This is a genomic window from Salmonella enterica subsp. diarizonae, assembly GCF_008692785.1.
Taxonomy (GTDB): domain Bacteria; phylum Pseudomonadota; class Gammaproteobacteria; order Enterobacterales; family Enterobacteriaceae; genus Salmonella; species Salmonella diarizonae.
In genome coordinates, this window is the sequence record NZ_VXJV01000017.1 from 16,632 (window position 1) to 39,893 (window position 23,262).

General features: G+C 43.7%; 29 protein-coding genes. 19 read left to right on the plus strand and 10 right to left on the minus strand.

The window, feature by feature from the left end:
* The first annotated feature begins 875 nt into the window (after positions 1-875).
* Positions 876-1,109: an arylsulfatase regulator gene (locus tag F4V72_RS23035; protein WP_136058628.1), complete on the plus strand. Its 234-nt coding sequence runs from the start codon at positions 876-878 to the stop codon at positions 1,107-1,109.
* A 591-nt stretch (positions 1,110-1,700) separates the two neighbouring features.
* On the opposite strand, the gene F4V72_RS23040 is transcribed toward F4V72_RS23035, so the two are convergent.
* The 10 genes from F4V72_RS23040 to F4V72_RS23085 all read right to left on the minus strand — a co-directional run bounded on the left by F4V72_RS23040 (position 1,701) and on the right by F4V72_RS23085 (position 6,655).
* Positions 1,701-1,985: a hypothetical protein gene (locus F4V72_RS23040; protein ID WP_024137864.1), complete on the minus strand. Its 285-nt coding sequence runs from the start codon at positions 1,983-1,985 to the stop codon at positions 1,701-1,703.
* A gap of 85 nt (positions 1,986-2,070) precedes the next feature.
* Positions 2,071-2,733, minus strand: a complete 663-nt coding sequence (locus F4V72_RS23045) for a peptidyl-arginine deiminase (RefSeq protein ID WP_136058627.1) — start codon at positions 2,731-2,733, stop codon at positions 2,071-2,073.
* A gap of 150 nt (positions 2,734-2,883) precedes the next feature.
* Positions 2,884-3,702, minus strand: coding sequence for a tyrosine-type recombinase/integrase (locus F4V72_RS23050; protein ID WP_042773989.1), 819 nt, complete (start codon positions 3,700-3,702; stop codon positions 2,884-2,886).
* A 416-nt stretch (positions 3,703-4,118) separates the two neighbouring features.
* Positions 4,119-4,373: a hypothetical protein gene (locus F4V72_RS23055; RefSeq protein WP_079898404.1), complete on the minus strand. Its 255-nt coding sequence runs from the start codon at positions 4,371-4,373 to the stop codon at positions 4,119-4,121.
* 155 nt (positions 4,374-4,528) lie between these two features.
* The gene (locus tag F4V72_RS23060; RefSeq protein ID WP_079911778.1) at positions 4,529-4,759 is read right to left on the minus strand and encodes a hypothetical protein; all 231 of its coding nucleotides are present in this window, start codon (positions 4,757-4,759) and stop codon (positions 4,529-4,531) included.
* A 4-nt stretch (positions 4,760-4,763) separates the two neighbouring features.
* On the minus strand, positions 4,764-5,051 hold the full coding sequence (locus F4V72_RS23065; protein WP_116779486.1) for a type II toxin-antitoxin system RelE family toxin: 288 nt from the start codon (positions 5,049-5,051) through the stop codon (positions 4,764-4,766).
* Positions 5,048-5,299, minus strand: a complete 252-nt coding sequence (locus F4V72_RS23070) for a type II toxin-antitoxin system Phd/YefM family antitoxin (RefSeq protein ID WP_057394760.1) — start codon at positions 5,297-5,299, stop codon at positions 5,048-5,050. The genes F4V72_RS23065 and F4V72_RS23070 overlap by 4 nt, the downstream gene beginning before the upstream one ends.
* Positions 5,300-5,536: 237 nt before the next feature.
* Positions 5,537-5,830, minus strand: a complete 294-nt coding sequence (locus F4V72_RS23075) for a hypothetical protein (RefSeq protein ID WP_136058626.1) — start codon at positions 5,828-5,830, stop codon at positions 5,537-5,539.
* Positions 5,831-5,879: 49 nt separating this feature from the next.
* Positions 5,880-6,308: a hypothetical protein gene (locus tag F4V72_RS23080; protein ID WP_023233714.1), complete on the minus strand. Its 429-nt coding sequence runs from the start codon at positions 6,306-6,308 to the stop codon at positions 5,880-5,882.
* Between the two features lie 59 nt (positions 6,309-6,367).
* Positions 6,368-6,655, minus strand: coding sequence for a hypothetical protein (locus F4V72_RS23085; RefSeq protein ID WP_023233715.1), 288 nt, complete (start codon positions 6,653-6,655; stop codon positions 6,368-6,370).
* A gap of 498 nt (positions 6,656-7,153) precedes the next feature.
* Between F4V72_RS23085 and F4V72_RS23090 the strand changes: the two genes are divergently transcribed.
* From F4V72_RS23090 to F4V72_RS23180, 18 genes are all read left to right on the plus strand, one after another.
* Positions 7,154-7,645 (plus strand): transcription termination/antitermination NusG family protein, encoded by a 492-nt coding sequence (locus tag F4V72_RS23090; protein ID WP_116779484.1) that lies wholly within the window; start codon positions 7,154-7,156, stop codon positions 7,643-7,645.
* 56 nt (positions 7,646-7,701) lie between these two features.
* Entirely contained in the window at positions 7,702-8,157 is a 456-nt protein-coding gene (locus F4V72_RS23095; RefSeq protein ID WP_001287806.1) for a transcription termination/antitermination NusG family protein, read from the plus strand.
* Positions 8,158-8,506: 349 nt separating this feature from the next.
* A complete protein-coding gene (locus tag F4V72_RS23100) occupies positions 8,507-8,758 on the plus strand; it encodes a hypothetical protein (RefSeq protein WP_000213776.1) in 252 nt (83 codons plus the stop codon).
* Positions 8,759-8,796: 38 nt separating this feature from the next.
* On the plus strand, positions 8,797-9,495 hold the full coding sequence (locus F4V72_RS23105; RefSeq protein ID WP_015062745.1) for a lytic transglycosylase domain-containing protein: 699 nt from the start codon (positions 8,797-8,799) through the stop codon (positions 9,493-9,495).
* Entirely contained in the window at positions 9,470-9,823 is a 354-nt protein-coding gene (locus F4V72_RS23110) for a TrbC/VirB2 family protein (protein WP_023233717.1), read from the plus strand. Before F4V72_RS23105 ends, F4V72_RS23110 begins: the two co-directional genes overlap by 26 nt.
* Complete coding sequence (locus tag F4V72_RS23115; RefSeq protein WP_015062746.1) at positions 9,823-10,194, plus strand: VirB3 family type IV secretion system protein; 372 nt, start codon at positions 9,823-9,825, stop codon at positions 10,192-10,194. Before F4V72_RS23110 ends, F4V72_RS23115 begins: the two co-directional genes overlap by 1 nt.
* Positions 10,151-12,643: a VirB4 family type IV secretion system protein gene (locus F4V72_RS23120; RefSeq protein ID WP_001150380.1), complete on the plus strand. Its 2,493-nt coding sequence runs from the start codon at positions 10,151-10,153 to the stop codon at positions 12,641-12,643. Before F4V72_RS23115 ends, F4V72_RS23120 begins: the two co-directional genes overlap by 44 nt.
* 165 nt (positions 12,644-12,808) lie before the next feature.
* Entirely contained in the window at positions 12,809-13,885 is a 1,077-nt protein-coding gene (fic, locus tag F4V72_RS23125; protein ID WP_024148595.1) for a protein adenylyltransferase Fic, read from the plus strand.
* A 306-nt stretch (positions 13,886-14,191) separates the two neighbouring features.
* Entirely contained in the window at positions 14,192-14,869 is a 678-nt protein-coding gene (locus tag F4V72_RS23135) for a type IV secretion system protein (protein ID WP_001086129.1), read from the plus strand.
* 81 nt (positions 14,870-14,950) lie between these two features.
* Positions 14,951-15,349: a hypothetical protein gene (locus F4V72_RS23140; protein ID WP_136058625.1), complete on the plus strand. Its 399-nt coding sequence runs from the start codon at positions 14,951-14,953 to the stop codon at positions 15,347-15,349.
* Between the two features lie 8 nt (positions 15,350-15,357).
* Complete coding sequence (locus F4V72_RS23145; RefSeq protein WP_023233689.1) at positions 15,358-16,302, plus strand: type IV secretion system protein; 945 nt, start codon at positions 15,358-15,360, stop codon at positions 16,300-16,302.
* A 156-nt stretch (positions 16,303-16,458) separates the two neighbouring features.
* The gene (locus F4V72_RS23150; protein WP_136058624.1) at positions 16,459-17,310 is read left to right on the plus strand and encodes a virB8 family protein; all 852 of its coding nucleotides are present in this window, start codon (positions 16,459-16,461) and stop codon (positions 17,308-17,310) included.
* Entirely contained in the window at positions 17,307-18,122 is an 816-nt protein-coding gene (locus F4V72_RS23155) for a TrbG/VirB9 family P-type conjugative transfer protein (RefSeq protein ID WP_000206613.1), read from the plus strand. The genes F4V72_RS23150 and F4V72_RS23155 overlap by 4 nt, the downstream gene beginning before the upstream one ends.
* On the plus strand, positions 18,119-19,459 hold the full coding sequence (locus F4V72_RS23160; RefSeq protein WP_001070720.1) for a TrbI/VirB10 family protein: 1,341 nt from the start codon (positions 18,119-18,121) through the stop codon (positions 19,457-19,459). Before F4V72_RS23155 ends, F4V72_RS23160 begins: the two co-directional genes overlap by 4 nt.
* Before the next feature lie 127 nt (positions 19,460-19,586).
* Positions 19,587-19,799, plus strand: coding sequence for a hypothetical protein (locus F4V72_RS23165; RefSeq protein ID WP_000772401.1), 213 nt, complete (start codon positions 19,587-19,589; stop codon positions 19,797-19,799).
* Between the two features lie 4 nt (positions 19,800-19,803).
* Positions 19,804-20,871, plus strand: coding sequence for a P-type DNA transfer ATPase VirB11 (virB11, locus tag F4V72_RS23170; RefSeq protein WP_136058641.1), 1,068 nt, complete (start codon positions 19,804-19,806; stop codon positions 20,869-20,871).
* A gap of 7 nt (positions 20,872-20,878) precedes the next feature.
* Positions 20,879-22,849, plus strand: coding sequence for a type IV secretory system conjugative DNA transfer family protein (locus tag F4V72_RS23175; protein ID WP_232081698.1), 1,971 nt, complete (start codon positions 20,879-20,881; stop codon positions 22,847-22,849).
* Positions 22,842-23,258 carry a TrbM/KikA/MpfK family conjugal transfer protein gene (locus F4V72_RS23180; protein ID WP_223203161.1) on the plus strand — a complete coding sequence of 139 codons (417 nt, stop codon included), beginning with the start codon at positions 22,842-22,844 and terminating at the stop codon, positions 23,256-23,258. The genes F4V72_RS23175 and F4V72_RS23180 overlap by 8 nt, the downstream gene beginning before the upstream one ends.
* The last annotated feature ends 4 nt before the right edge of the window (positions 23,259-23,262 follow it).

The following is a 23,262-nucleotide window of genomic DNA, read 5'->3' on the forward strand; positions in this document are numbered from 1 at the left end:
GCAAACAACCTGAAATGGGGTATACTGCGCGGGTCAATCTGTTGGCGTACTCTCTCCAGTTCTCCGCTAATGCGGCATGAATGGATTAAAGTCCTGGTTGAAAAACAGGTGGTGCTGTTTCAATGCCCTGGCTGGAGTGGGAAAGACCAAAACAATTGACGTTCAGGTAGCCACTGTGACAGGCAATGTAAGGGCAATCAGCGGCGTTCCTGCTCTGTATGGAGCAAACGGATGATTAACGTGTTAATCGTCGTTCTGCGGGCGGTTGTTGCAGTGTCTAACTGTAACGACTCGCAATCGAAAACAGTCGGACTCGCAATCAGCGCAAATTTTGGCTCACAATAATTGCAACTGAAATCGGGCGCGGACTCACAATAACTGCAAATGGACTCGCATTTATCGCCGCTGGCTCGCAATCAAAATTTCTGGACTCACGCTAAGTGAAAACGAAATTTGCGCCAGTACACACGCCATCCGTCTAATTCGGGTCTACCCAAAACATACAGGGCAATAAGACAGTAACGCCGCCTCATAAGGGTTTGAACCAGATTTACGAGACAAACAGCACTCAACATCTAGAGCCAAATGAGACGTTTTTCTCATTTGCAGTTATTGTGAGCCAGCCAAAATGGATTGCGAGTCCGTCTGGCTGATTGCGAGCCGATTATCACTTAATGTGAGCCGGAGGCGTTTTTCATTTGCATTTAATCTGGGCCGAAAAACGAGATTATTGCGAGTCGGTGAGGTTTCGATTGCGAGCCGCTACATCTAACGCTGTAATAGCTATCCTGGAACTGATCCGCCGGTTTGTCGATTGATGAATGCGGAAACGTAGCTAAAGGCGGGGAGACCACTCCCCGCCTTTTAAGGCAAAAATAGTTCATGATTATGCTTGCCGGTTTCCGTTGACAGAGAATGGTGACGCTCAGTTATTGCAAGGCTGTTATAATTATATGGATGCCTTTAAGCGGGTAATGGACTGTGCCTCAAAGGTCCAGATGGATTACATCTGCCAGCAATATCCCGGATATTATCGCTTTGCGAAATGGATGGAACGGCTGGCACAGGGGATTGCTGATGCCGTTATTGAGGTTCCGAAAGATCATTAAGAAATCGCAGGCTGGAAATTTCCGGGATTCCGGCGCAGCCCTGTTGTGGTTAAAAAATGTACTTAGCGTACGTTTTCGCACGATTGGGCTTCAGACCCCTTTAACAACCCCCACACTCACACTCCTTTTTTTGGTGTTTTACCGAAAACGCCAAAGTGTTAATCCCACCAACAACGGTTATATGTTGTGTATTTACACTGTAAATGCAAATATTGGAATACAGTGTATTTACGTGGTAAATACACTGTATTGTTGACTAAGGGGTATTTTGCCTGGTATCAGAAACCTATGGACCGGCATTCGTGGGCTACCAGTGTACTTAACAGTCCTGTTAACCCGTCAGCAAAATGCGGTTTTTGTTCCAGCAGTGCTTCATAATCATCAATTGAGGAATACATTACATCCCTTATCGTGGGAAGTCTTACCGGTTTCTGCGGAGCACTGGCGACGGTTCCCGGTGTGTTGTATGATACTTGTGACATTTTTTCGATCTCCCTCTAGTGGATCGATGTGTTAAATGCGGTGAGGTGGCCGCCTCACCGCATCCCTTCAGTGTAAATTCGTTGTATTTACACTGTGAATACCGTGTAGTTACATTTTGTTTGATTGCAGTAACCAGTGATACTTGGTGTTATCATCCATACTGTTCCAGGCTGTCAGGGCTGCTTTCAGTATATCTGTATTCCCCTGTCCCATACGCTGAGCATCAGCTTCCATTACATCAATAAAAACCTGATTCAGACGATAGGTTCGGGATATCGCCCTGCCCTTTGAAGGGCGCTTGTCTCCTTCAGCAATGAACCGGGCCACCTCATGAGCACTGGGCTTTTCGTCCTGTGGCTGCATGACAGATGGTCTCTTTAGTTTTAATGACATAAATCACCACTAAGTTAGTGTACATACAATGCAAATACATTAACGTAAATACATGGTATTTACAATATGTATTTACAATGTATTCCTACAGTATTCCTATTTCTGCTGCGTACAGCTCAATCTGACCTTTCGCTTCACCCAGCTTACTTCCCCTGGCGACATCATGCACTCCTGCGCCTTCATTACATGCGCTTTCGAAAATATCGAGTGACGCAATGCGGGTTTTTAATGGCTGAATCCAGACCGGATCTGAACGTAAAAATTTGTCCAGATCTATTGCATCACGGACTTTTGTTGCCTTGTTGTTTTCAATACGCGTGAAAAGAACCCAGGGCTGTAATGAAGGATTGACTCGCTGTGCTTTGCGGACTTTTTCTGTGACGTCTGTAAGCGTATCGCGTTCAAAAGCTGATGAGGGTTTAACCAGCGTGACCAGCACATCGGCCACTGTCAGTGCGCTTCGGAACTCCTGACTGTCGTGACCGGCACAGTCAACTAATACCGTTTCATGCAGTGCTGTGAGTCGCTTAATTTCCTTACTGATGTCGCCATAGGCTTCGTAGACAGGAACCGGAGGCAGACCATTTTCCTGGCGGCGTCTGTTCCAGTTGAGTATATCCGGGTTTTTGTCCGTTTTCAGGATGGCTACTGATTTGCTTTTATTTACCAGTGCCGATGCTGTGTTAGTCACCGTCGTTGTTTTTCCCACACCACCTTTATCAGAGGCATATATTACTGACTTACCCATAGTGCTCTCCATGTTCGGCAATACGATGTATGTACAATGTAAATACGATTATGTATTTACATTGCATTTACGATGTATTGTAGGGATTGTATTTTCATTGTCAATACATTGTATTTACTTTTTCGTATTTACAGTGTAAATACATTATATTTACTTACCGTCAAGCAGTTTTCTGGCAACGTCTGAATCGATGGTAAATGTCAGTGAATGAGTGGTCAGCACATCGAGCGCGAAAACCCTCGTATAAGTCTCCGTGCTGCGGGCGTAGCGATGTCCGAGCAATGACTGGAGTACCTTCTCCGGTACGCCGGACATTAAAAGGTGCATTGCAAAACTGTGTCTGAAAGTATGAGGTGTGACAGGGATCGGAAATGTTACGCCGTCACTCGCTGCCCGGTTCAGCGCGTGATCCAGCCAGTTAACTGCTGTCTGACGGGAACTGATATTCCAGACAGGCTGATGCCTGATGCGCTTTTTCCAGGTTGCGAGGTACTCCCGCATTCTCCGGACATAGGCGGCATCGAGCAGCGGTACAATCCGGGTGACGGGTTCCGGTGGTTTACGGTAGCGTGGATCGGGATGTGGTGGCTCCGGTTTTGTGGGCGGGCGTCCGCGCCCACGGCGGGCTTCACGATCGCGTTGTTTCAGTGTTTTCACCACGGCCAGCGGCTGTGGTGAATGGCGGGAGGGCTCCAGCTCAAAATCAACCGGCCTCATGGCGCGGGCCTCACCTGGACGGGCTCCTGTGTTCCAGAGTGTGTCGAAATACATTCGCTGATGCTGATCGTCAAAGTAAGACAGCAGAACGGCCACTTCCGGGGCCAGCAGGTATTTTGGCATACTGGCTCCGAGCTGTGAGGCGTAATCACGCATTGTGCGGGCTTTTTCCAGGGAAAAGTAACTTCTTTCTGGCTCATTACCGGTGATGCTACGTGAAATCTGGAACATTTCGCGGGGCAAAGTGCTCAATTATTTAATCTCCGCACATTTAAAACAGGTTGCCGGACGTGCCTCTGGCTGTTTACCGGCGCACTTAACCAGGAATGGCTCCGGGCCGTATATGTACAGGCATAATTATGACGTAAAGCGCGGCGAAGTCCGATCACATTAATTCCGATCTGCGCAACTGACACAATGGACATTTTTTCCGAATATGCTGTTTCGTCCAGGTCTGCGGCGCATTTTTTCCGGGAAACAGGGGAGGGGAGGAGGCAACGACAGCGGCACGGACACAAGATGTGGTGTGCCGGTCAGATGCGATCGATACCATATGTTGATTATCCACAGAAGCCGGGGATAAGTGCGGGATAACTGGACAGAATTACTGGGATGTCCAGGTGGCGCTAGAATTAAACAAGAGGCATAAAAAAGGCCACTTAGCGGCCTCATTCTGGATAAACAGATTCTTTTCTGGCGTTGATGCCCTCAAGACGCACGCGCTCTTTATCCGGCAGATGCACACCTATCAGGCGAAGAACGAGACCGCGCCAGCCCTGGCTGACCTGATGGTTATAGCGGTACAGGTCTGCATTTTCATTTTTCAGCTTTGACCACTCGTTACTAAGCGTTATGGCGTCAAGTTCGGTAATGTGTTTGATCTCACCGTTGATACGTACTGTGTTAATTCCGGTTCCTGTCATCATCGTTACCCCATATATAGTTGATTACAGCCATTCTACAAGGAAATTCTTCAGGTAATTGAGCAGCCTCATGGTATGCGCTGTTCATCGCTGGGAAGAATTAAAAAGGAGGCGTAAATCAAACGGCCTGTTGGTCTAGCTAAATAAACCTGCAATCAATCTTTTCTAACCCACAGTGTAAGTATTGCGGCTGCCATAGCGGTTAAAATGAAAGCAAAGCCTGAGCCAAAAGCATTCATCACTACACCATGTTCAGAATAACCGCAGACTTGAGGTGTTTCACTTGCTACCCTGCAAATGACATTGGGATCAAGCCCCCACTTAACAAAGGAAAATAAGGCAATAATCGAGATAATCGCTTTATAGATTTTTGCTTTTTTAAACATATCATTACCTCATTCGTTTGCTGGCAAGATTATAAACGTCACTACGTTCACGTTTACCTACAGCTACAACAGCGATAATTAATTGAGCGTCAATCACCTGATAAACCAGTCGGAAGCCAGACGCACGAAGTTTAATTTTATAACAATCCTTTATATCTCGCAGTTTTGCTGATGGAATATGTGGGTTTTCACAGCACTTCTTTAGTTTTTTAGCAAACTGCTGTTGAATGGCCTTATCCAGCTTCAGCCACTCTTTCAACGCATCATCCCTGAATTTGACTGTGTAAGTCATAAGTAGCTATCCAGATCTATATCGTGCAGTTGCTGGTTGCTGCGTTCGGCTACCAGCTTAACCAGTTCCTGATCGTCTAGGGCATCAAGCATCTTTTCGTACAGATCTGCGGGTACACAATAAAAGGCAGGTTGGTTGCGGTTCAGAATAGCAACCGGGTATCCATCACCGGCGCTGACTGTAGCCATCGGATTTTTCTTTAGCTCGCTTACGCTGGCGCTTGTGTCGGTAAGAATGATGTTAGGCATAAAATACTCTCAAGACTGTTTAACAAGTCTTGAATATACTCTTTATATGACCTGTTAACAAGTCTGTTGTGGCTTATAAACAGTAAAAAAGGCTATCCATGAAGTAATAATACCAGGCGACATAAGCATCACAAATAAAACACCGTCATAATTATTTATATTCAGAAGTTGAATAACCGAATTATCAGGATTGTTACCGCATAACTTTCGTTGGCAGCATTCCTGTATGGCTCGTTCTTAGTTCGGTATCTGGTGTTGTCTCAGTTTGAACAAGCAATGTTGGAAACCTTTATGACAAAAAATTGCAATAAAAAAACATACGGCTGCAAGAAGAAATGCTGTTCCTGACCTAGCCGGACTGCTACCTTCGTATGAATACATCCATACAGATGCGAAAAGCCTTGCAACAGCGTTAATAATCAGAATGATTTCAGAAAAAACAAAGAAGCAAAGTCCCATAGCTGCAAGGATAGTTGTATTATTTATAGCGTAACTCTTTGGTACGATAATTTCTTTTGCGAATTTTGGCATCGTTTCACCTCTTTTATAATTCCATTAATCAACGACTAATAAATTCATATTACACATCATCATCAATGTGAGCGATAACAGGGATAATTTCCTGTGAAACTCTTCCTGTTATAATCAAAAAACGTCTCCATACCCCATAAGGAACCGGACGTTCACCATTTCTGAAGGATCTTATACGGCGGTCAGTATTTCCTGTTAATCCGAGTAATATCCCTAACTTTTTGTCAGACTTGTATTCCGGGAATGAAGTTTTAAAGTGTTCAAACCAGGCATTAACTACCTCAGTTGCCGGAGGTGTCCATCCCTCATTTTCTGTTTTCAGGTGAGCCAGATCGAACTGACGGTAATTAAAGCCAGTCGGTCCGGGAATGTGCTTAGCCTGAAGATTGTTTTTCAGTTGTGCGCAAGCCTGGCGTACAGCCTCTTTGCGCACGATATCTTTTTGTGTTTTCAGGTCCGGAATATCTATTTTTATCATTCATTTTTCCTCTACTGATGTTGTGCTGGTTAAGGTGGGGACTACCCCCACCTTCGTTATCAGCGTGGATTCAGCACGATAGATCTTACGTCTGAAACCCTGATGTTGACCAGCTCCAGTGTACCAGTGGCTAACGGTTCCCAGACACCTTGTGAGTGAAGCCATTCAAAACACACGAAAAGGTAGTCAGGTAACAGCAGGTCTGTTCTTTCAACCTTTATCCCTATGTGTTCTGGATTGTACTGGCGGGTTGGTTTGCCACAGGTTTTTAAAGAGCCCCGGCGAGTAATCCAGAAATCTGCTTCCTGAAAATTCGTCCGGATGGTCGCGACATCTGACAGCTTCATTCGTTTCCTTATCGGCGGCTTGGCCTTCCCGGAACGAGTGACCTTCTGTTGCCACCGTGATAACAATAATAGGCGCATTGCGCCTATTTGTCAAGTGTGTTTAGCGCCTAAAATTAATAAGTTACATGTTTTGTCTGGTCGGAATTATTTTATAAAGCTGGTTGCGTAACAAAGGAGTTATCTTATTGATTTTTATAGATGTGCTTAAAAAAGAGTTTTTGTCTGCAAACCGATCTTCGGACGATCGATTCGTTTATGTTTTGTTGTTTTTATAGATCGAAGATCTGATTAATTTATGTTAAACAGAATAATATTCTAGTTTAGTTGTTATGATTGGATGTAAGATCTGGTTTTTGTGTGTTTACAAGTTTAATCTTTTGATCAAAGATGTTTGTGTAATTAAAGATTTTGTCGACACCGTACAGCCGATTCCTCTGGCTGTATAAAAATCGGACCGAGGTCATCCGAGTCGAAGGAGCGCACGAAGGGAAAACCTATATGAAATGGTATGTTCTTCAGTTTACCGCTACACGGTTTCAGACAGTTTTTAAGCATCTTGAAAATATGGGCGTGCAATTTTATTGCCCTATGGATGTATCCAAACATTACCGGCGTCCTGATAATCAGATCGGTTTCAGAAAAAGACCTGTACCTTTATTCCCCGGTTATTTGTTTGTGAATGTTGATTTTGGTTCTATCCATTCCACTAAAATTACGGCGCTGCCGTGGACTCAACGGTTTATCTCATTTGGTGGGGAACCCGTTCCGATCAGTGAAGAAGATTTAACAAATGTGCTTGTTTTTGAGAAAGGGCGTGGCAAGTCACCATCGTCAGAACAGGCACCTGAAGATATTGTTAAATCTATTCCTCATGAACTGGCGGTTGTGCTCCTGGAAGATAATCCAGAAAAACGAAGCATGTTGCTTCTACGTTATCTGGATGAGCGATTCCGTTCGTCAGTGGAAAAAACCGAGAGTCTTAGCGCTTAGGTCGTTGTGTTGATATCATCCGGTTCTGGCTTATGTCTGAACCGGAGATTTTTTGTATGAGTGAAGATAAAGATGGGGTGCCGCAGTGGTATCTAATCAAGCATGAAAGAGGGGAAAGCAATAAAGAGCTTCTTATGCAGTGGCTGTCGCTCAGGGAGATAGAGTGCTGGGCACCAGTGATGATCCGCAAAACTCCTCGTGCAGATAATATCGTTGGATTCCGTAGACGAAGTGTACCTGTATTTCCTGGGTATATTTTTGTTTATGTAACAATGAATAAAGATGTTCAAAAATATATAATGTCGAGTTCTGCTTTCCATCATATTATTTCTGCCGGAAAAGCTTTATTGCCAGTTAAGGCTGATGTGGTTGAACGGCTGAAAAGAATTTTCCCTGAAACTGGAATTAAAGAAGATGTTAATAAAAAAGATAAAGAAACTCTGGTTTATCTGAATAATGAAAAGAACAATGTCATGCGTGAAGCATGGCTGATGAAACAAATACTTTCTTAATTTTTAAGTTTAAACGCCTTCATTTTTCATAAATAATGAGGGCTCTTTTTATCATAAATAATATTCTATATATGTGTGTAATATGTTCACAAAAAGCCCTAAACAAAAACGTAGAGACGCATTAAGTAAATTGATTAATAGAGGTTACAGATATGTTCTGTTAAATGAAGATAAAGTATTTATGGCTTTCTGGTATGAACGAGAAGCTATCCCTTATAAACGTCGAGGAATGGTTCTAAGGAGTATTACGGAATTAATTAACGAAATTTAGCCTTTCGCTAATGTCAAATTAATACATGGGTGTGCCTGTTTACACAGGTACTTTTTATTACTCCTGAAGGAGGAGATAATGACAACGTCAACATTAAAGAAAATGGTTTCGGGAAGGAAGAGTAATTCATCACGTCGAGGTAGGGTATTATATATTCCAGAAGATAAATATAAAGAGCATGATGATTTAGTATGGGAAGTGTGTCAGAAGGTAGGGACTGTTGTCGCTCGTTCTGCCGTTTTACATGGCGTTATTGATATTGTTCTTCATACTCCAGAATTGAAAGAGCAGGTTATCAATGAAATCGTTAAACGGGAAAAATCATTCTGACCGAGAAATAATTGTCATTAGTCAGGGAGGAAATCAATATGTCGGTTATGACTACCGGTTCGTTTCTTGCGCTGGCGATACAGTGTGCGCCGAACGTACATCCGGATACGTCTTTGGATGTCGTAAGAGTTGAATCAGGGATGAATCCTTATGCTATTGCTGAAATAATTCCCAGGTCAGAACGTAAACCCGGACAACGTGGATTTATTAGCTACTTACCAAAGAGTAAACAGGAGGCACTGAAGATAGTCAGTGAGATAGAAAAAAGAAAACATCGTTATTCTGTAGGGTTAATGCAAATAACTAGTACAAATTTTAAAAAACTCAATGTGACAGCAGATGATTTATTTTCTCCATGTGAAAATCTGAAGGCATATGAAAAAATAATCACAGATTGCTGGTTACGGGGAGGAACACTAAAAAGAGCCCTCAGTTGTTATTATTCCGGAAATTTTTCAACAGGGCAGGAGTCTGAACCTGAACTGGATAATACCAGCTATGTGCAACGTATTGGCTATGCACCTCCAGACAAAAAATATGTTGTTCCTGGTACTAAAGATGATCAGCATCAGGGGAACTCTCTTCCTGTACAGACTTACGAAAGACAACCTCCTTCGTTTGAAAGTTGGGATGTGCTGCGGGAATACCCGCTTCCCCCGTCAGGAACGCTTCCGCCAACTCCACAATCTGAAAAAATAAAGGATGATGTAAATGAACAAGCTGATGGCTCTGTTTAAAAATAAAAAAATCACAGCTACACAGTACCTTACTGCCTACTATGCTCTGATTCTTATTTTTACTCCTGCTTATGCAAATGCAGCCTGGTATGACCCAATTTTAAATACTCTAAATGATTTGAAAACATTCATTATCATTGCCGGAGGTACAATTGCGGTTGCCTCTCTTGCATATATGGGGATTGCCTGGGTTGCTTCTCGTATATCAGGAAATATGGAAACAACAGCTATGGATTATTTTAAACATGCGATGGTTCTTGCTGTAGTCGGTGGGGCCGTATCTCTGGCTACCTGGGCTTATAGTTTATTTGGAGGGTCTGTCAGTTGATGGAGCAGGAAAGCGAAATCCTCAAATTTGAAACCTATAAAGCGATGAGTCGGGTTCCCAATTTTGCCGGAGTTCCTGTTTTTGCTTTGTTGTTTCTTTCCATTGGAGGAGTGATTGGTACATTCCTTTCTGTGTATTTCTGGGGATGGTGGGGACTTCTTGTCGCATTACCTTTTGTTCTGATTATTCTCGGATTACGAATTATATGTGAACGTGATGATAAGGCGTTCCGGCGTCTTCGTTTCATTCTTCGTCGTCGAAAAATGAACCGTAAATATGGTCGACATCTTCTTATTACCCCCCGAAATCCTCGCTGGAGAGAAAGATATGCAAGACGAGTTATCAAGAAACGTATTCTCGCCGGAGAGTAATGCAAAGGTTCCCTGGTTGGGACATCACGTACATCCTGAAATCTGTACTCTTGGTTCGTCTCATTTACTGGCGTTGGTTCGTTTTACGGGCGTTCCGCATGATACGCGTGATCAGGCAACCCTGAATAATGAATTCAGTCATCAGGCTCGTTGTTTCAGGGCAATGGGGAAGAAAGAAGGCAGTAATCTGAAACTACAGACTTATATATTCAAAAAGCGTATTCACCTTGATCATAAATACCAGGTGGAATCATTAGTTCTTCAGGAACTGGTTGACACCTATGTTAAACCATTCCGGAACGGTACTTTCCGTCAGGTCGGCTATGCGATGGCGTTGATCCTCAAGTATCGTGATCTTGACCAGGGCATTGCGAACATGATGGATTTGCTGTCACTTTGTCGTGAAATGATGAGTGATTTTGGGCCTACCGTCATGAGCATGGAAGAACGTAATGGCAGACTCTATTCCCAAATTGGGCGATTCTACTCATTTATTTTTAACGGTGTTGATGTTGACGTACCTGTCACCGATACCCCTCTCGGTGACGCCATTATCGAAAGCGAAACAGCTTTTGGTGCATATGACTATGTTGAAAACCGTCCTTACAGCGGCCAACGGCGTTTTGCATCCACATATGATTTACGCGATTACCCGGAAGAATCATATCCCGGAATGTGGGATGAGGCGCTTGAAGAGCCTTATGATTTCTGTCTGGTGCAGAGTTTCCTCTTTGAGGACAGAAACCGTATTAAACGTCGTCTCAGGGTTCAGATGGCCGATCTGGCATCCACGGAAGGCCAGTCCAGCGATACTGAAGATTTGGCCGATAGCGTACAGGAAGTGACACAAGGGAAAAGAATATTTGGTGAATACAATGCCAGTCTTATCGTTTTTGGCGATACGCCTGAAAAAGCGGTTGAGCATGGTGCCAAAATGCAGTCCCTGATGATGTCAAAAGATACTGGTTTTGTACGTTCAACGAGTACCAATTATGTTTCCTGGCTGACGCTCTTTCCGGGATATGGTGATGTTATTTACTCGATGCCGAAATCCACGGATAACCTGGCGTGCGGTTTTTCTCTGCACGCCACACCATCCGGCAAAGCTACCGGAAATCCTCCTGGTGATGGCTCGGCGCTGATGCCAATGATGACCGAGAACGGAGGCCTGTTCTTCCTGAACTCTCATGTCAGTCCGTTGGGGCAGTTCAACACGGGTCAGCCGCTCCCCGGCCATAAAACCACGATTGCCATGACCGGTGCAGGGAAAACCACTGTTGAAGCGATGGAACTGCTGTTTTTCAGTCGCTGGAATCCCATGATTTTCACTATTGATTACAACAACTCACTGGAACACATATTAGTAGCGCTTAAAACTCAATACTTTAACGTCAGGGTCGGGGCTTTTACCGGAATACAGCCTTTTCAGTGGCCGGATTCTGAGGAGTTACGTATCTTTCTGTTTTCCACTGTGGTTCAGTGTGCGGGCGGTGCAGACAGCCATGAAGAAACTGTAATACAGAAGGCTATCAGCAGTGTGATGAACCATCACAATGTAGAGGCCCGGTGTTTTTCACTGCTTCTTCACGCTATACCCGATACAGGTCCGACAGGGTTACGCGCGAGACTGACTAAATGGTGCCGGGATGTGCAGGGGGCTCGGGGTCATTACGCCTGGGTACTGGATTCGCCTCGTAACATGTTTGATCCCGGAAAAAGTCGCAGGCTGGGGTTTGATTGTTCTCAGTTACTGACTAAGGAATTTGCTAATCAAAATCCGGCTGTGGTTGAAGTTCTGCTGAACTCTTTCTTCTACATGAAGCGCTGGATGCAGAAAGCAGAACCGGGATCATTGATGATTAACACGGTTGCTGAATTCTGGGCCGCTCTTATGTTTGAGAGTACGTCGGAGGCCATTATGGAAATCCTTCATGCGGGGCGTACTCGTGGTGAGATGTTAATGATGGATACACAGGTTCCGGAATATGTTCTCGAACACCCGAAAGGTCCCTCTGTTCTTCAGCAGACTATCACGCAGGAATGGATGGCAAATGAAAAGGCGAGAGAAAAGTATGACAGTTATCGTCAGTTTGGCGTATCGAGGGCTGAATTTGAGAAAATAATTGAATTTGGCATTCATAGTCGCAAGGTGCTGGTTAAGCAGGCTGGAGGTGCTGTTGTAGTTAAAATGGATCTTGGTGGAAAAATGAAATACTGGTTACCGCTGCTTTCGTCAAGTGCGAAAAATATCCCTGTGGCCCGGAAAATACGTGAATCGCTGGGGAGTGATGATCCTGATGTATGGGTGAAACCGTACCTGGATGAAATGTTTGCTATGGATGTGCGCTCGGAGATTCGTAAGGACCATCCTGAACTCGATGTAGACGACCCCGCAGTATGGCACTCACTTTTTGAGGCGAGAAAAAGGGAATTGGGCTTGTCAGCCTGACATTAAGGAGCATGGATTGTGCCATGCTCCTTCTTTTCAACCAGTACCAGCACATGCAGAACTTAGATATGTTTAAAAAATCGAAAAATATGTACATATTCGCTTGATGTGTCGATCTGACGTACATATAATCGATATATGTCGATAAAATTGGATTTTTTAAACATGTTATGGCAACCAGAACGACCCTTTAACCAGCTTCCGCTTTTACCTCCTGAACTCTCTCAAATAGAGACGCGAGCAGTGCTAAAAGCCTGCATTGAGGCCAGATCAGCTCTTGCTGAACTGAAAACAGCCGGGCAGTTGCTTCCAGATCAGGGATTACTGGTTAACATTCTTCCAATGCTGGAAGCGAAAGACTCTTCTCGTATTGAGAATATTGTGACAACCAGCGATCAGCTGTTCCAGTATGCGGACCGTGCAGAACTGGCTGACCCGGCAACTAAAGAAGCGTTGCGTTACCGTACAGCGATGTATGAAGGGGTAAAACATATCGAGAAATATCCATTATGTACTTCTACAGCTACTGTTATCTGTACCACGCTACGCGGTGTTGATACTGATGTGCGTAAAACTCCCGGAACGGTACTACGAGATCAACATATGAATGTGGTTTATACGCCTCCTGAAGGCGAAGAGGTTATCCGTGGCTTGCTGACTAACTGGGAAACTTTTATTCATGCTCAGGATGATATAGACCCACTTGTGAAAATGGCAGTTGCACATTACCAGTTTGAGTGTATCCACCCATTCCCGGACGGCAATGGGCGTACCGGGCGCATTTTGAATATTCTCTATCTGATCCAGAGTGAATTGCTGTCATTACCAATACTTTATCTTTCACGCTTTATTCTGGAACGACGTGCTGACTATTACGCGTTATTGCGTGACGTTACAGTGAGGCAGGCATGGGAAGAGTGGGTATTATTTATGTTGGAGGGTGTCGCATCAACAGCAACCTGGACGACTCAAAAGATCGCGCAGGTAAGAGCATTGATGAACAGTACGGCTGACTATGTGCGTAAAGAGCTACCAAAAATATATTCCTGGGAATTGATTCAGGTGCTTTTTATGCAGCCTTACTGTCGTATTGAAAATGTTGTGGGAGCCGGGCTGGCACGCCGCCAGACTGCATCTGTTTATCTGAAACAGCTTGTCAGTGTTGGTGTTCTTGAAGAGATGGTTTCTGGCCGGGAAAAACTCTATATCAATACCCGGTTGCTGAATGAACTGAACGCATAACTGGCCCTATATGACCGGGCTGCAATTAACAGGAGTACATAGGTGATTAACCATAAATATGATGGAGATCCTGTAAATGAAATACGAGTCCTGATGCGGAATCTGTACATAATTTCGAAAATAGTTTTATTTTGGGAACAACCTTTCTGGAATTTTATTTATCGGAAAATTTTAAAGCACAAATTCTCTTATCGGGATATAGCCTTTCGTTATGAAAGGCGAACAGAGAGAAGAATACGGCAGGAGTTCTATAGATATTTTTATGCGTAATCGGTATTCCTGCACCAGGATAACAGGAGATTTTCAATGAACAGTAAAAAACATCTTGCAGCCAGTATTGCACTGGTTATGTCTGTCTCTTTGTGTCAGCCCGTATTTTCTGCTGGCGTACCAACAGTCAGCGTGGCTGAACTGGCTCAGTTGGTACAGAACGCTCAACAACAGGCACAGCAGGCGCTGGCGCAGTTGGAAAAGGCGAAAGAAGCTATTCAGCAGGCGAAAAGCCAGTATGAGCACTACAAGTCTATTATGGAGGGGAATGACAAATTAGGCTCATTCCTGAACGATCCGTATGTTAATCAGCTCCTTCCCGCCCGTGACTGGCAGGATATTTATAATCAGACTCAGGATTTGACGGACTTACGTAAGCGGTATGGTGTAAGTGGTTATGAACCTGAAGTGCAGAAGGTTTTTGATAAGTTGCTCCGGCAGGCTGGCGTTCTGGAGGAACAATATAAGGCTACAAATATACGTAAGAAAAACGCTGAAACCTTGCGAAACAAACTGAATGAGGTCCAGACCCCGGCAGAACGTGAGCAACTGGCACTTCGTTATCAGCAGGAACAATTGGAACTGGCGAACCAACAGACGCAGCTTCAGAACACGCGTTACTTGATGGAGCAGCAGGAGAAGCTGGAACAGAAGAAAAAAGAACAGAATTTTGTGGACTATATGTTAGGTAAAAGTAAGGTTCGTCCAGAGTAACGCAATGGTAGAATAATTTTAATTTTCGTGGCACAGTTATCAGTGTGCAACCTAATGCCTGATTATATATGGGATTGATATATGAAAAGAATATTGTTTTTTTTTATGGTTATTACTGCTGTTTTTATATCTGGATGTAAGGATAAAGGAACTGGGTTTATTGGAACTTGGAATGAGGTTACTAAAGAACAATACCCGTCAACTGTTGTTGTTAATTACGATGATGGTGTATATCATGTAGATGTAAAATATCTTGATAAGAAACTTGAAGATAAAAAAAGAGCACAGGCTTTTGAGGATTATATGTTGGGGAAAACGAAAGAGTCCCCTTCAAATTTAATGGATCTTAGTGACTGTTATAGTGTGAGAGCTCTTGAGGCTAAGGCATTAAATGATACGACCTTACAAGGAGATGGCTTCACTATGAGAATAGAAAATGGAAATCTTAAATACAATGGTAAGACTTTTGTGAAAAAATAGGATGAATTATGGCTATTGAGGTTGCACAACCCGTATTTAATGCCATAAACACCGCCACACAATCCCAGATGGCAAGCATGAATACAGTAATGTCGGTTATTGGAATTGTTATTGGCGGTTTCTGGATTGTTTATATCCAGATGAAATCTCTATATTGGTATTTTGACGGGCTTACGGTTATTTTCAAAGATATATTATTTACAATATTAAAAGCTAGTATAATACTTTATATGGCATTGTCTGTTTCATGGTACAATAGTACAGTTATTCCGGTTGTTACAGACTTTCCTGTTTGGTTAGGTAATACTATTTCTGGAACCACTCATAACTCAGGCAACTTAGTGGATGGTTTGATTAATGCTTATTATGATGGGTTTATTGCTCTAGTTAATTCCATTAAGTTTAGTATATGGGATGCTGCTGGTAATACAATATTTATTGCAGTGTGTTCCGTTTTATTCTATGTTCTTGGTGGTCTCCCATTTCTTGGTGTTGCGATTGGTACTCTCATTACTCTAAAAGCAGCTACGGCGATTATATTAATCTTGGGGCCTATATTTATTGGATTTCTTTTATTTCCTCAGACAAGCCAATATTTCTGGGGCTGGGTTGGAACTATTGGTGGTTTTATGTTGACGCAGGTGCTTTTTGCTGTAGTGCTAGGGCTCGAAATATCATATATAAATAATTTTATAATAAAGGACGGAGTTATAAATACAGATTTAATTGGTTGTTTATGTATTCTTTTGTACTTTGGGGCATTTACCATGCTTGCTACAGAATTACCTGGCTATGCTGCTTCAATCATGAGTGGCGCTCCTAGTGGAGGTGTCGGTGGCGTGGGCGGCCTTATCGGTAAAACGACTGGTGTAGGTGCCGCAAGAAATATGAGCCGTACATTAGGTAGAACTTTGGTTAACAGGTTTAATAAAAATCGCTTAGGGCCGGGGTGAGTAAAAAAATTTTAATATCTTAAATTTTTACTAAGTATTTGAATCCTGCATTTTTCTTCGATTTCTTTTATTTAACCTGGTAAATAAATCATGAATATATCCATCGCTTTGTGCGTGGCGTTTTATGCTGCGCTTTTGCCATTCCCGGAGGAGTAGATGTTATTTGGTAAAGGAAAGAAAAAAATAGATGAAGAACACCAGTTACATTATGGTGATGGGAAACTGGAAAAAAAGAATAGCGAAGTAATACAGGACATCCGGGCTTATACAATGGCCGCTCGTTGGTTCGAAAAACGTGTGGCTGAAGACTACCGAAAAAAAGCCAGGAACAGCCGTAGGCTGTCTATATTTTTCGGCATTCTGGCTTTTGCATCTGTTATTGCTGTTATGGGGCTTACACCATTAAAAACAGTGGAGACAACTATTATCCGTGTTGACCGGAATAGTGGTTATATGGATGTGATTCGGCCAGGATGGAAAAAAGAAGATACGAAAGAGGTTGCGGATGACAAACATTATATTTCGATGTATATACTGGCGCGTGAAAGATATAACTGGGCCAGTCAGAAAGCAAATTTTGCTATTGTCCAGCAACTTTCTTATCCAGATGTTTTTAATGAGTACAAAAATTTCCAACTTTCCAGTAAAGGATATGTAGCTACGTTAGGCTCATCCCGTCAAGTGGATGTATCGATTGACTCAATTGTGCCTTTACCTGTCAGCCATGAAAAGAAATTGGGTGAACGCGACGATATAAAAACGTATCAGGTACGTTTTTCACAATCGCTACTTGATGCAGAAGGCAAACCAGTTTCCGATATTGGTCAGCAGTTGAAGCTTGATGCCGATGGTAAACCTATTGCAGAACCAAAGCGTGTTTACTGGACGGCGATAATTTCTTTTGACTACAGAAATGCACCGTTAACCGAAGGGGCCGGATGGGTTAATCCGAAGGGATTCGGTGTACTTGCATATAGCAAAACACAGGAAATCCGGGAGGGGCGATGACCACTTTTCGCAAGGGATTTTTGGCATTAAGCCTTATGGCCACCTTGTTACCGAACGCCAGCGCTGAAATCGCAGGAAAGGGATCTGCGCATGATGGGAGAATCCAGACAGCTACTTACAGCCCGGATAACGTTTTTCGTATCTACGCAATGAAAGATCGCGTGACGATGATACGTCTGGAGGACGGCGAAACTATTGATAGCGATGATGGAGCTATGAATGTTGGTAAGCCTGGAGATCCAAAAAATCGTGAATGGATTTTGGGCGCTAACAAGAGAGGGAGTGTGATCATGATTAAGCCCAGCCGCTATGCGGAGGAGCCAGAAACAAACATGATCATCAATACTAATCGTCGCACTTATTTAATAGAACTGAAGTTGGCTAAATCGCTGGCCTCCATGACATACATGCTGCGTTTCGATTACCCCAAACCTGCACCTGTGGGAGAAACACCATTCAAAGGACGTGATCTTAACGTTAACCCTTGCGATGGGAAAATTAACACTCAGTACCAGCGACGCGGTGATATAGCGATTTCGCCATATCAGGTATGGGATAACGGTACTTTTACCTGTTTCCGGTTTCCGACGAACGCCCCGCGTCCGGTTATTTATGAAGTGTTACCAGACGGCACTGAAAGCATGGTCAACATGAGAACAGTAAATGATATTACGGTTGTTCATGGAGTCAGCCAGGAATTTCGTCTTCGCCTGAATAAGTTGGTAATGGCTGTTCGTTCTAAGGTGCCAAATACCGGCTGGTATAACTATAACGGCACCACCACGGGTGAGATTCGGGAGGTGAAAAAGTGAATCAGGATGAACAATTATCACCAGACCAGAAGAAGGATAGTTCTCCTGTAACATCGTCAGAGTCCCGGAGCGGGAATAAGAATGTAGGTCAGGGGGCTTTTTCTTTAAAACCGGCGAGTCGAAAGAAGCCGATTGACTGGAAAATTGTTGGCGTAATTGCCGGAGGGATCATTATTACGCTTCTGATCATCATCTCGTTTGCGGCAGCGGTGATCAAAAGCAATGCGAGACCGGAACCTGAAATTGATGAGTCAAAAGTCAATGCTGAAGCAGTTACGCAGGTCAACCGGACGCCTGAAGATGTGATGGGCGCATTTATGGAGAAGAACCGGCACTCGATCAGTGATTCTTCTGCGGGAAAGAAAACAGATGACAATCAGAAGGATACTCCCCAAGCGAAAGATACCACAGAAACGGCCATCAAAACTAAGCCAGCAGAAGATGCAGAATATTATGATAAAACTCCGCCAGTACGGGAGGAGGAAGATATGTTTTCTCCTGTCACGCGCTTTGACTCGGCAGGTATAAGTCAGGGGGTTGGAGGTAGTTCGTCAGGCCGTTCTTCTTCTGATACTGAAGAACGTCTCCGTGCATTTGCTAATGCAGATCCAGACGAACTGGTGAAACAAGCGCTCGCAAATCAGGGAGGAGTCGACGACAACGGTTTGTCTGGAGGCTCCAGTGGGCGTGGTTCTGTGCGGGCGTTATTAGGCAGTTCAGGCGAATACGCAATGACAAGGGCTCGTCGCTCCCCTGAGCGTAAGTTTCTACTGAAGCGTCAGACCAGGTTCCAGTGTGTCCTGTACAATCGCGTCAAAACGGATTATCAGGGATTTGTCAGTTGTTATCTGTTACGACCGTTGTACTCATCTGATGGTAGTGTAATCCTGGCTGAAGCTGGGGCTGAATTGACGGGGGAGCAGACGGTAGAAGTGAAGGCTGGTCAGAGTAGTGTTTTCACTTCCTGGAGTGAACTTGAAACCGCGCCGGATGGGATTCGTGCTTCATTGAATGGACTGGGAACAGATCCTATGGGTAGTAGTGGCACTGAAGCGTATGTAGATAATCATTACGGGAAAAAATTTGGCGGTGCGGTGATGCTTTCCTTTATTCAGGATGCGTTAGGTTCTGTTTCAAATCTGACAAAAAGGAATTCTGGGAATGGATACACGGTAGAAAACTCAGAACAGAATGCGGAAGATATGGCAAGTAAAGCGCTTGAAAATAGCATAAATATCCCGCCAACGGGATATGTATTACCAGGAACAGTTATTACCGTGATAGTGGCTCAGGATATTGATTTCTCCAGCGTCTATAAAACCAGAACCTCTCGTTAAACTGATGGGAATAAGTACCCTGACGTTTCGGGTACTTTCTGTTTTTAATATTGTTGTTCTTATATTGAATTATCTGGTTGTGAATTAAATTTGGCGCTGTTTTATTATATTGTTGTCAGAGGTTTTTATGAAACTAATGGATGTCGTCAGCAATTTTATTGAGCGTATTCCTCGCCGTCTTATTTGGGCGCTGGGAATGTTTTCGGTCGCATTAATAATAACTTTTTTTAAACCAGATACCCCGGCTCCTGTGAGTGAGCAGAAAACAGAATGCAGAGATATTTCTCGCCATCAAGGGGAATTACCCGAATCTTGTATTGAAAACCTGAAGGAGAAGTGAAGCTGTGAGTGATTTTGCATATGGCGACGTTTCTGGTTCGCTTCGCGAAGACGAACTGACATTGGGTTATCTGGAACAATCGGGGGTAACAGAAAGGCTAAAGCGGAAAGGAGTTACAGAAGTGGCTATTAATCGTCCCTTTGAGATCTGGATTGAAACCTCAGCGGATGGATGGTTGCGTGAAGAAGCCCCCTGGTTGACGTTGGATATGTGTGAACACCTGGCTTCTACACTGGCGGTATACAACCACAGAGAGTTATCCCCTCAGTCACCGATTAAAACGGTGGAGTTACCAGAAGGTGAGCGTGGTCAGTTGGTTATTCCCCCTGCATGTGAACGTGGAACCGTTTCTATGACATTCCGTAAGCCATCGTTGCAACGATTCACTTTGGATGACTATGTATCCAGTGGTCGTTTCGGAAAGGCGAATCGAACTGTGAATAGGCAGAAGGAATTATTCGACTGGCAAAAAGAAATGAAACGGCTGATTTCTGCACGTGAATTCATTGAGTTTTTCCGGCTGGCTGTACAGCACAAACTTAATATTATCATTTTCGGTGGCACTGGCTCAGGTAAAACGACCTTTGCTAAAGCTGTGGTGGATGTTTACCCCAGAAATAAAAGATTACTGACGATTGAAGAGCTGAATGAGATGAAGCTTCCTTATCACCTAAACCATGTACATCTTCTTTACGGAGATTACGTCACTCCGAAAGATCTGGTGTCGTGCTGTATGCGTATGAAAGGTGATCATATTTTGCTGGCAGAACTTACCGGGGATGAAGCGTGGGATTTTATGGAGCTACTGAATACGGGGCATCCGGGCACGATTACAACAGCACACGCTAACGGCAGTCTTCATGGTTATGCTCGTATTGCTGGGCTCATTAAGCAATCTGCTGTCGGGGCCGGGCTCGACTTCAGCTATATCGACAGGCGGGTACGCACTTCTTTTGATGTAGTGATGTACATGGAGCATACCGAGATCCTCGATGTCACCTATGAACCTGAAGTTCAGTTGGCGCTCTTGAATGGCGCCAGTATCGAAAGCGCACTCTCATGCGTTCGTTGAGGCCAATATGGAAAAACTAAAGCTGTTAGTCGTCATTCTCGTTCTGTGCTGTGTATTTTTTATTATCGGCCTGTACGCAGGAGGCTGGATGTGGCTTACGTTGTCTGGCGTACATGACAGATCGCTGTCACTATTTACCCTGATAAATCAGGGAGGGATAACATCACTGACTGACCGTTCCAGAATGTTGTTGCCCTGGGCGTGGGTCGTCACCGTACTTGTTACGTTTTTCCCGGCTGGAGTATCGCTTTTTGCTCTTACTGTTGGGCGTGACGGCAATCGAAAAGATTTACATGGTAATGCTCGTTTTGCCAACCGGCGCGAGTTACGCCGTATGTGGTACACCGGGCCTGAACAGGAAGATAAAGACAGTTCGAACAATTGGGAGATGGAAAATGGTCGTCTTATTCAGAAGAAAATAACCAGCTATCCATCTGTTATTTTTGGAAAAGATCCGTACAGTAATAATTTCCTAGCATCTTATGGACAGACTTACCTGATACTTGCTGCGCCTCCGGCAAGCGGTAAAGGTGTCAGCATAGTTGTACCTAATCTGCTTACGTATCCGCATTCGGTTGTTGTCAACGACACCAAATTCGAAAACTTTTATTTGACGGCGGGATTTCGTAAAGCCTGCGGTCAGAAGGTATTTCGTTTTTCTCCGGAACGACTGGAAACGCACCACTGGAACCCATTGAAGGTGATTAACAAAGACCCTTTATTCCGTCTCGGTGATACGCGGACCCTTACATCCTCGTTATATGTACCGGACAACATGAAGAACGCCAGTTGGTTTTCGAAAGCTGGGGATGTGGTAACGGCCATTATTTTGTATCTCATAGAGACGCCGTCTTTGCCGTTAAGCTTGCCCCAGGTATATGAGATTGCAGCACAGGGAACCCGTCTTGGCGAATGGGCTCAGCGAGTGGTTGATGAGCGGCACGGCAGACCCGATGAATTATCTTCTGAAACTGTACGTGAGCTGGGGGTGATCATATCTGAATCGAAAGGCAAAGAGTTTTCCACGCTCATGTCCTTTGTCACTGGCCGCTTGAGTGTATACGGTGAAAAATTGGTAGCGCTGGCATTAACGGAAAGCGAAAACGAAGAAGAGAATATAGATTTCAGCAGATTACGTGTTGAACCAACCAGTATCTATTTTTGCGTAACCGAAGGTGCGCTAAAGAAATTTGGTCCTCTGATGAATCTATTCTTTTCTCAGGCTATCCGTGAAAACAGTAAAGTTCTTCCGGAACAGGGGGGGAACTGCGAGGATGGATCGCTACGGCTGAAATATCAGGTACTATTCCTGGAAGATGAGTTCGCGGTTATGGGACGTATTGAAGTAATGGAAACTGCACCGGCACTGACGCGAGGCGCAGGCTTACGTTATATCATCATCTTCCAGAACGAAAGTCAGATTTGCTCAGATAATTGTTACGGTCCTGAAGGTGGTAAAGCAGTAATGGAACCATTTCATATTAAAGTTGCATTTGCACCTGGTGATATAGATACGGCAAAAAAATACAGTGAACGGCTGGGAAATACGACGATTAAAGTTGCCTCAACCAACACGAACGTATCTGAAGGACAGCGACGTTCTCGTGGACGAGGTTTTTCATTACAGGCAAGACCACTGATGCTCCCACAGGAAATTAATGAATTACCGTATAAGGAAGAACTGGTTTTTATTCAGCCTACAAAAAATAACCCGACAATGAATATGAGAGTAGAAAAGATTTTTTGGTATAAGGAACCAATATTTAAAGAAAGGGTGGATGAAAAAAAATACCCACTACCTGATATTCCTGAAGGTGATACTTCAAAAATTGAAGGGCTTGTTGTTCCAGTCAGACCCCCGGTAAAGAAAAATGTATCCATATCATCACCTGAAGGTGATGACCTTAACGCGGAACAGAAACGCCGTATTATGGCTCCTGGTGTGGAATCAGAACAAGATGTTTATGAGGATGAATAAAAAAGTATTTGTTGTGAATTTCATCTGCATTCATCTGCAATCTGTTTATCCCGCTCTTATAATGTATGCTTGGTTTATTATGAATTGGGGAGTGAAAATGAAATTTTATTTTGTTGCTGTGGTGATGTTTTTCTTTGTTGTGAATTCGGCATATGCAGAAAAAAATAAAGTTGATCCAAATGACCCTTGCGATGTTTATTTTTGTATGGCAGGTATGGTTTATGGTAATAAATCTGAATGTCAACCAGCTATAAAGAAATTCTTTAGTATACAATCATTCAAAAAACATCACCGTTTTAATCCCTCGAAAACTTTTAGAGAGCGAAGTAAATTTCTGGGGCAGTGTTCGACCGCCGATCCCGCTCATGTCAGTAAAATTATGAGTAAATTTGGCAGGATGAAGGGCTAGGAAA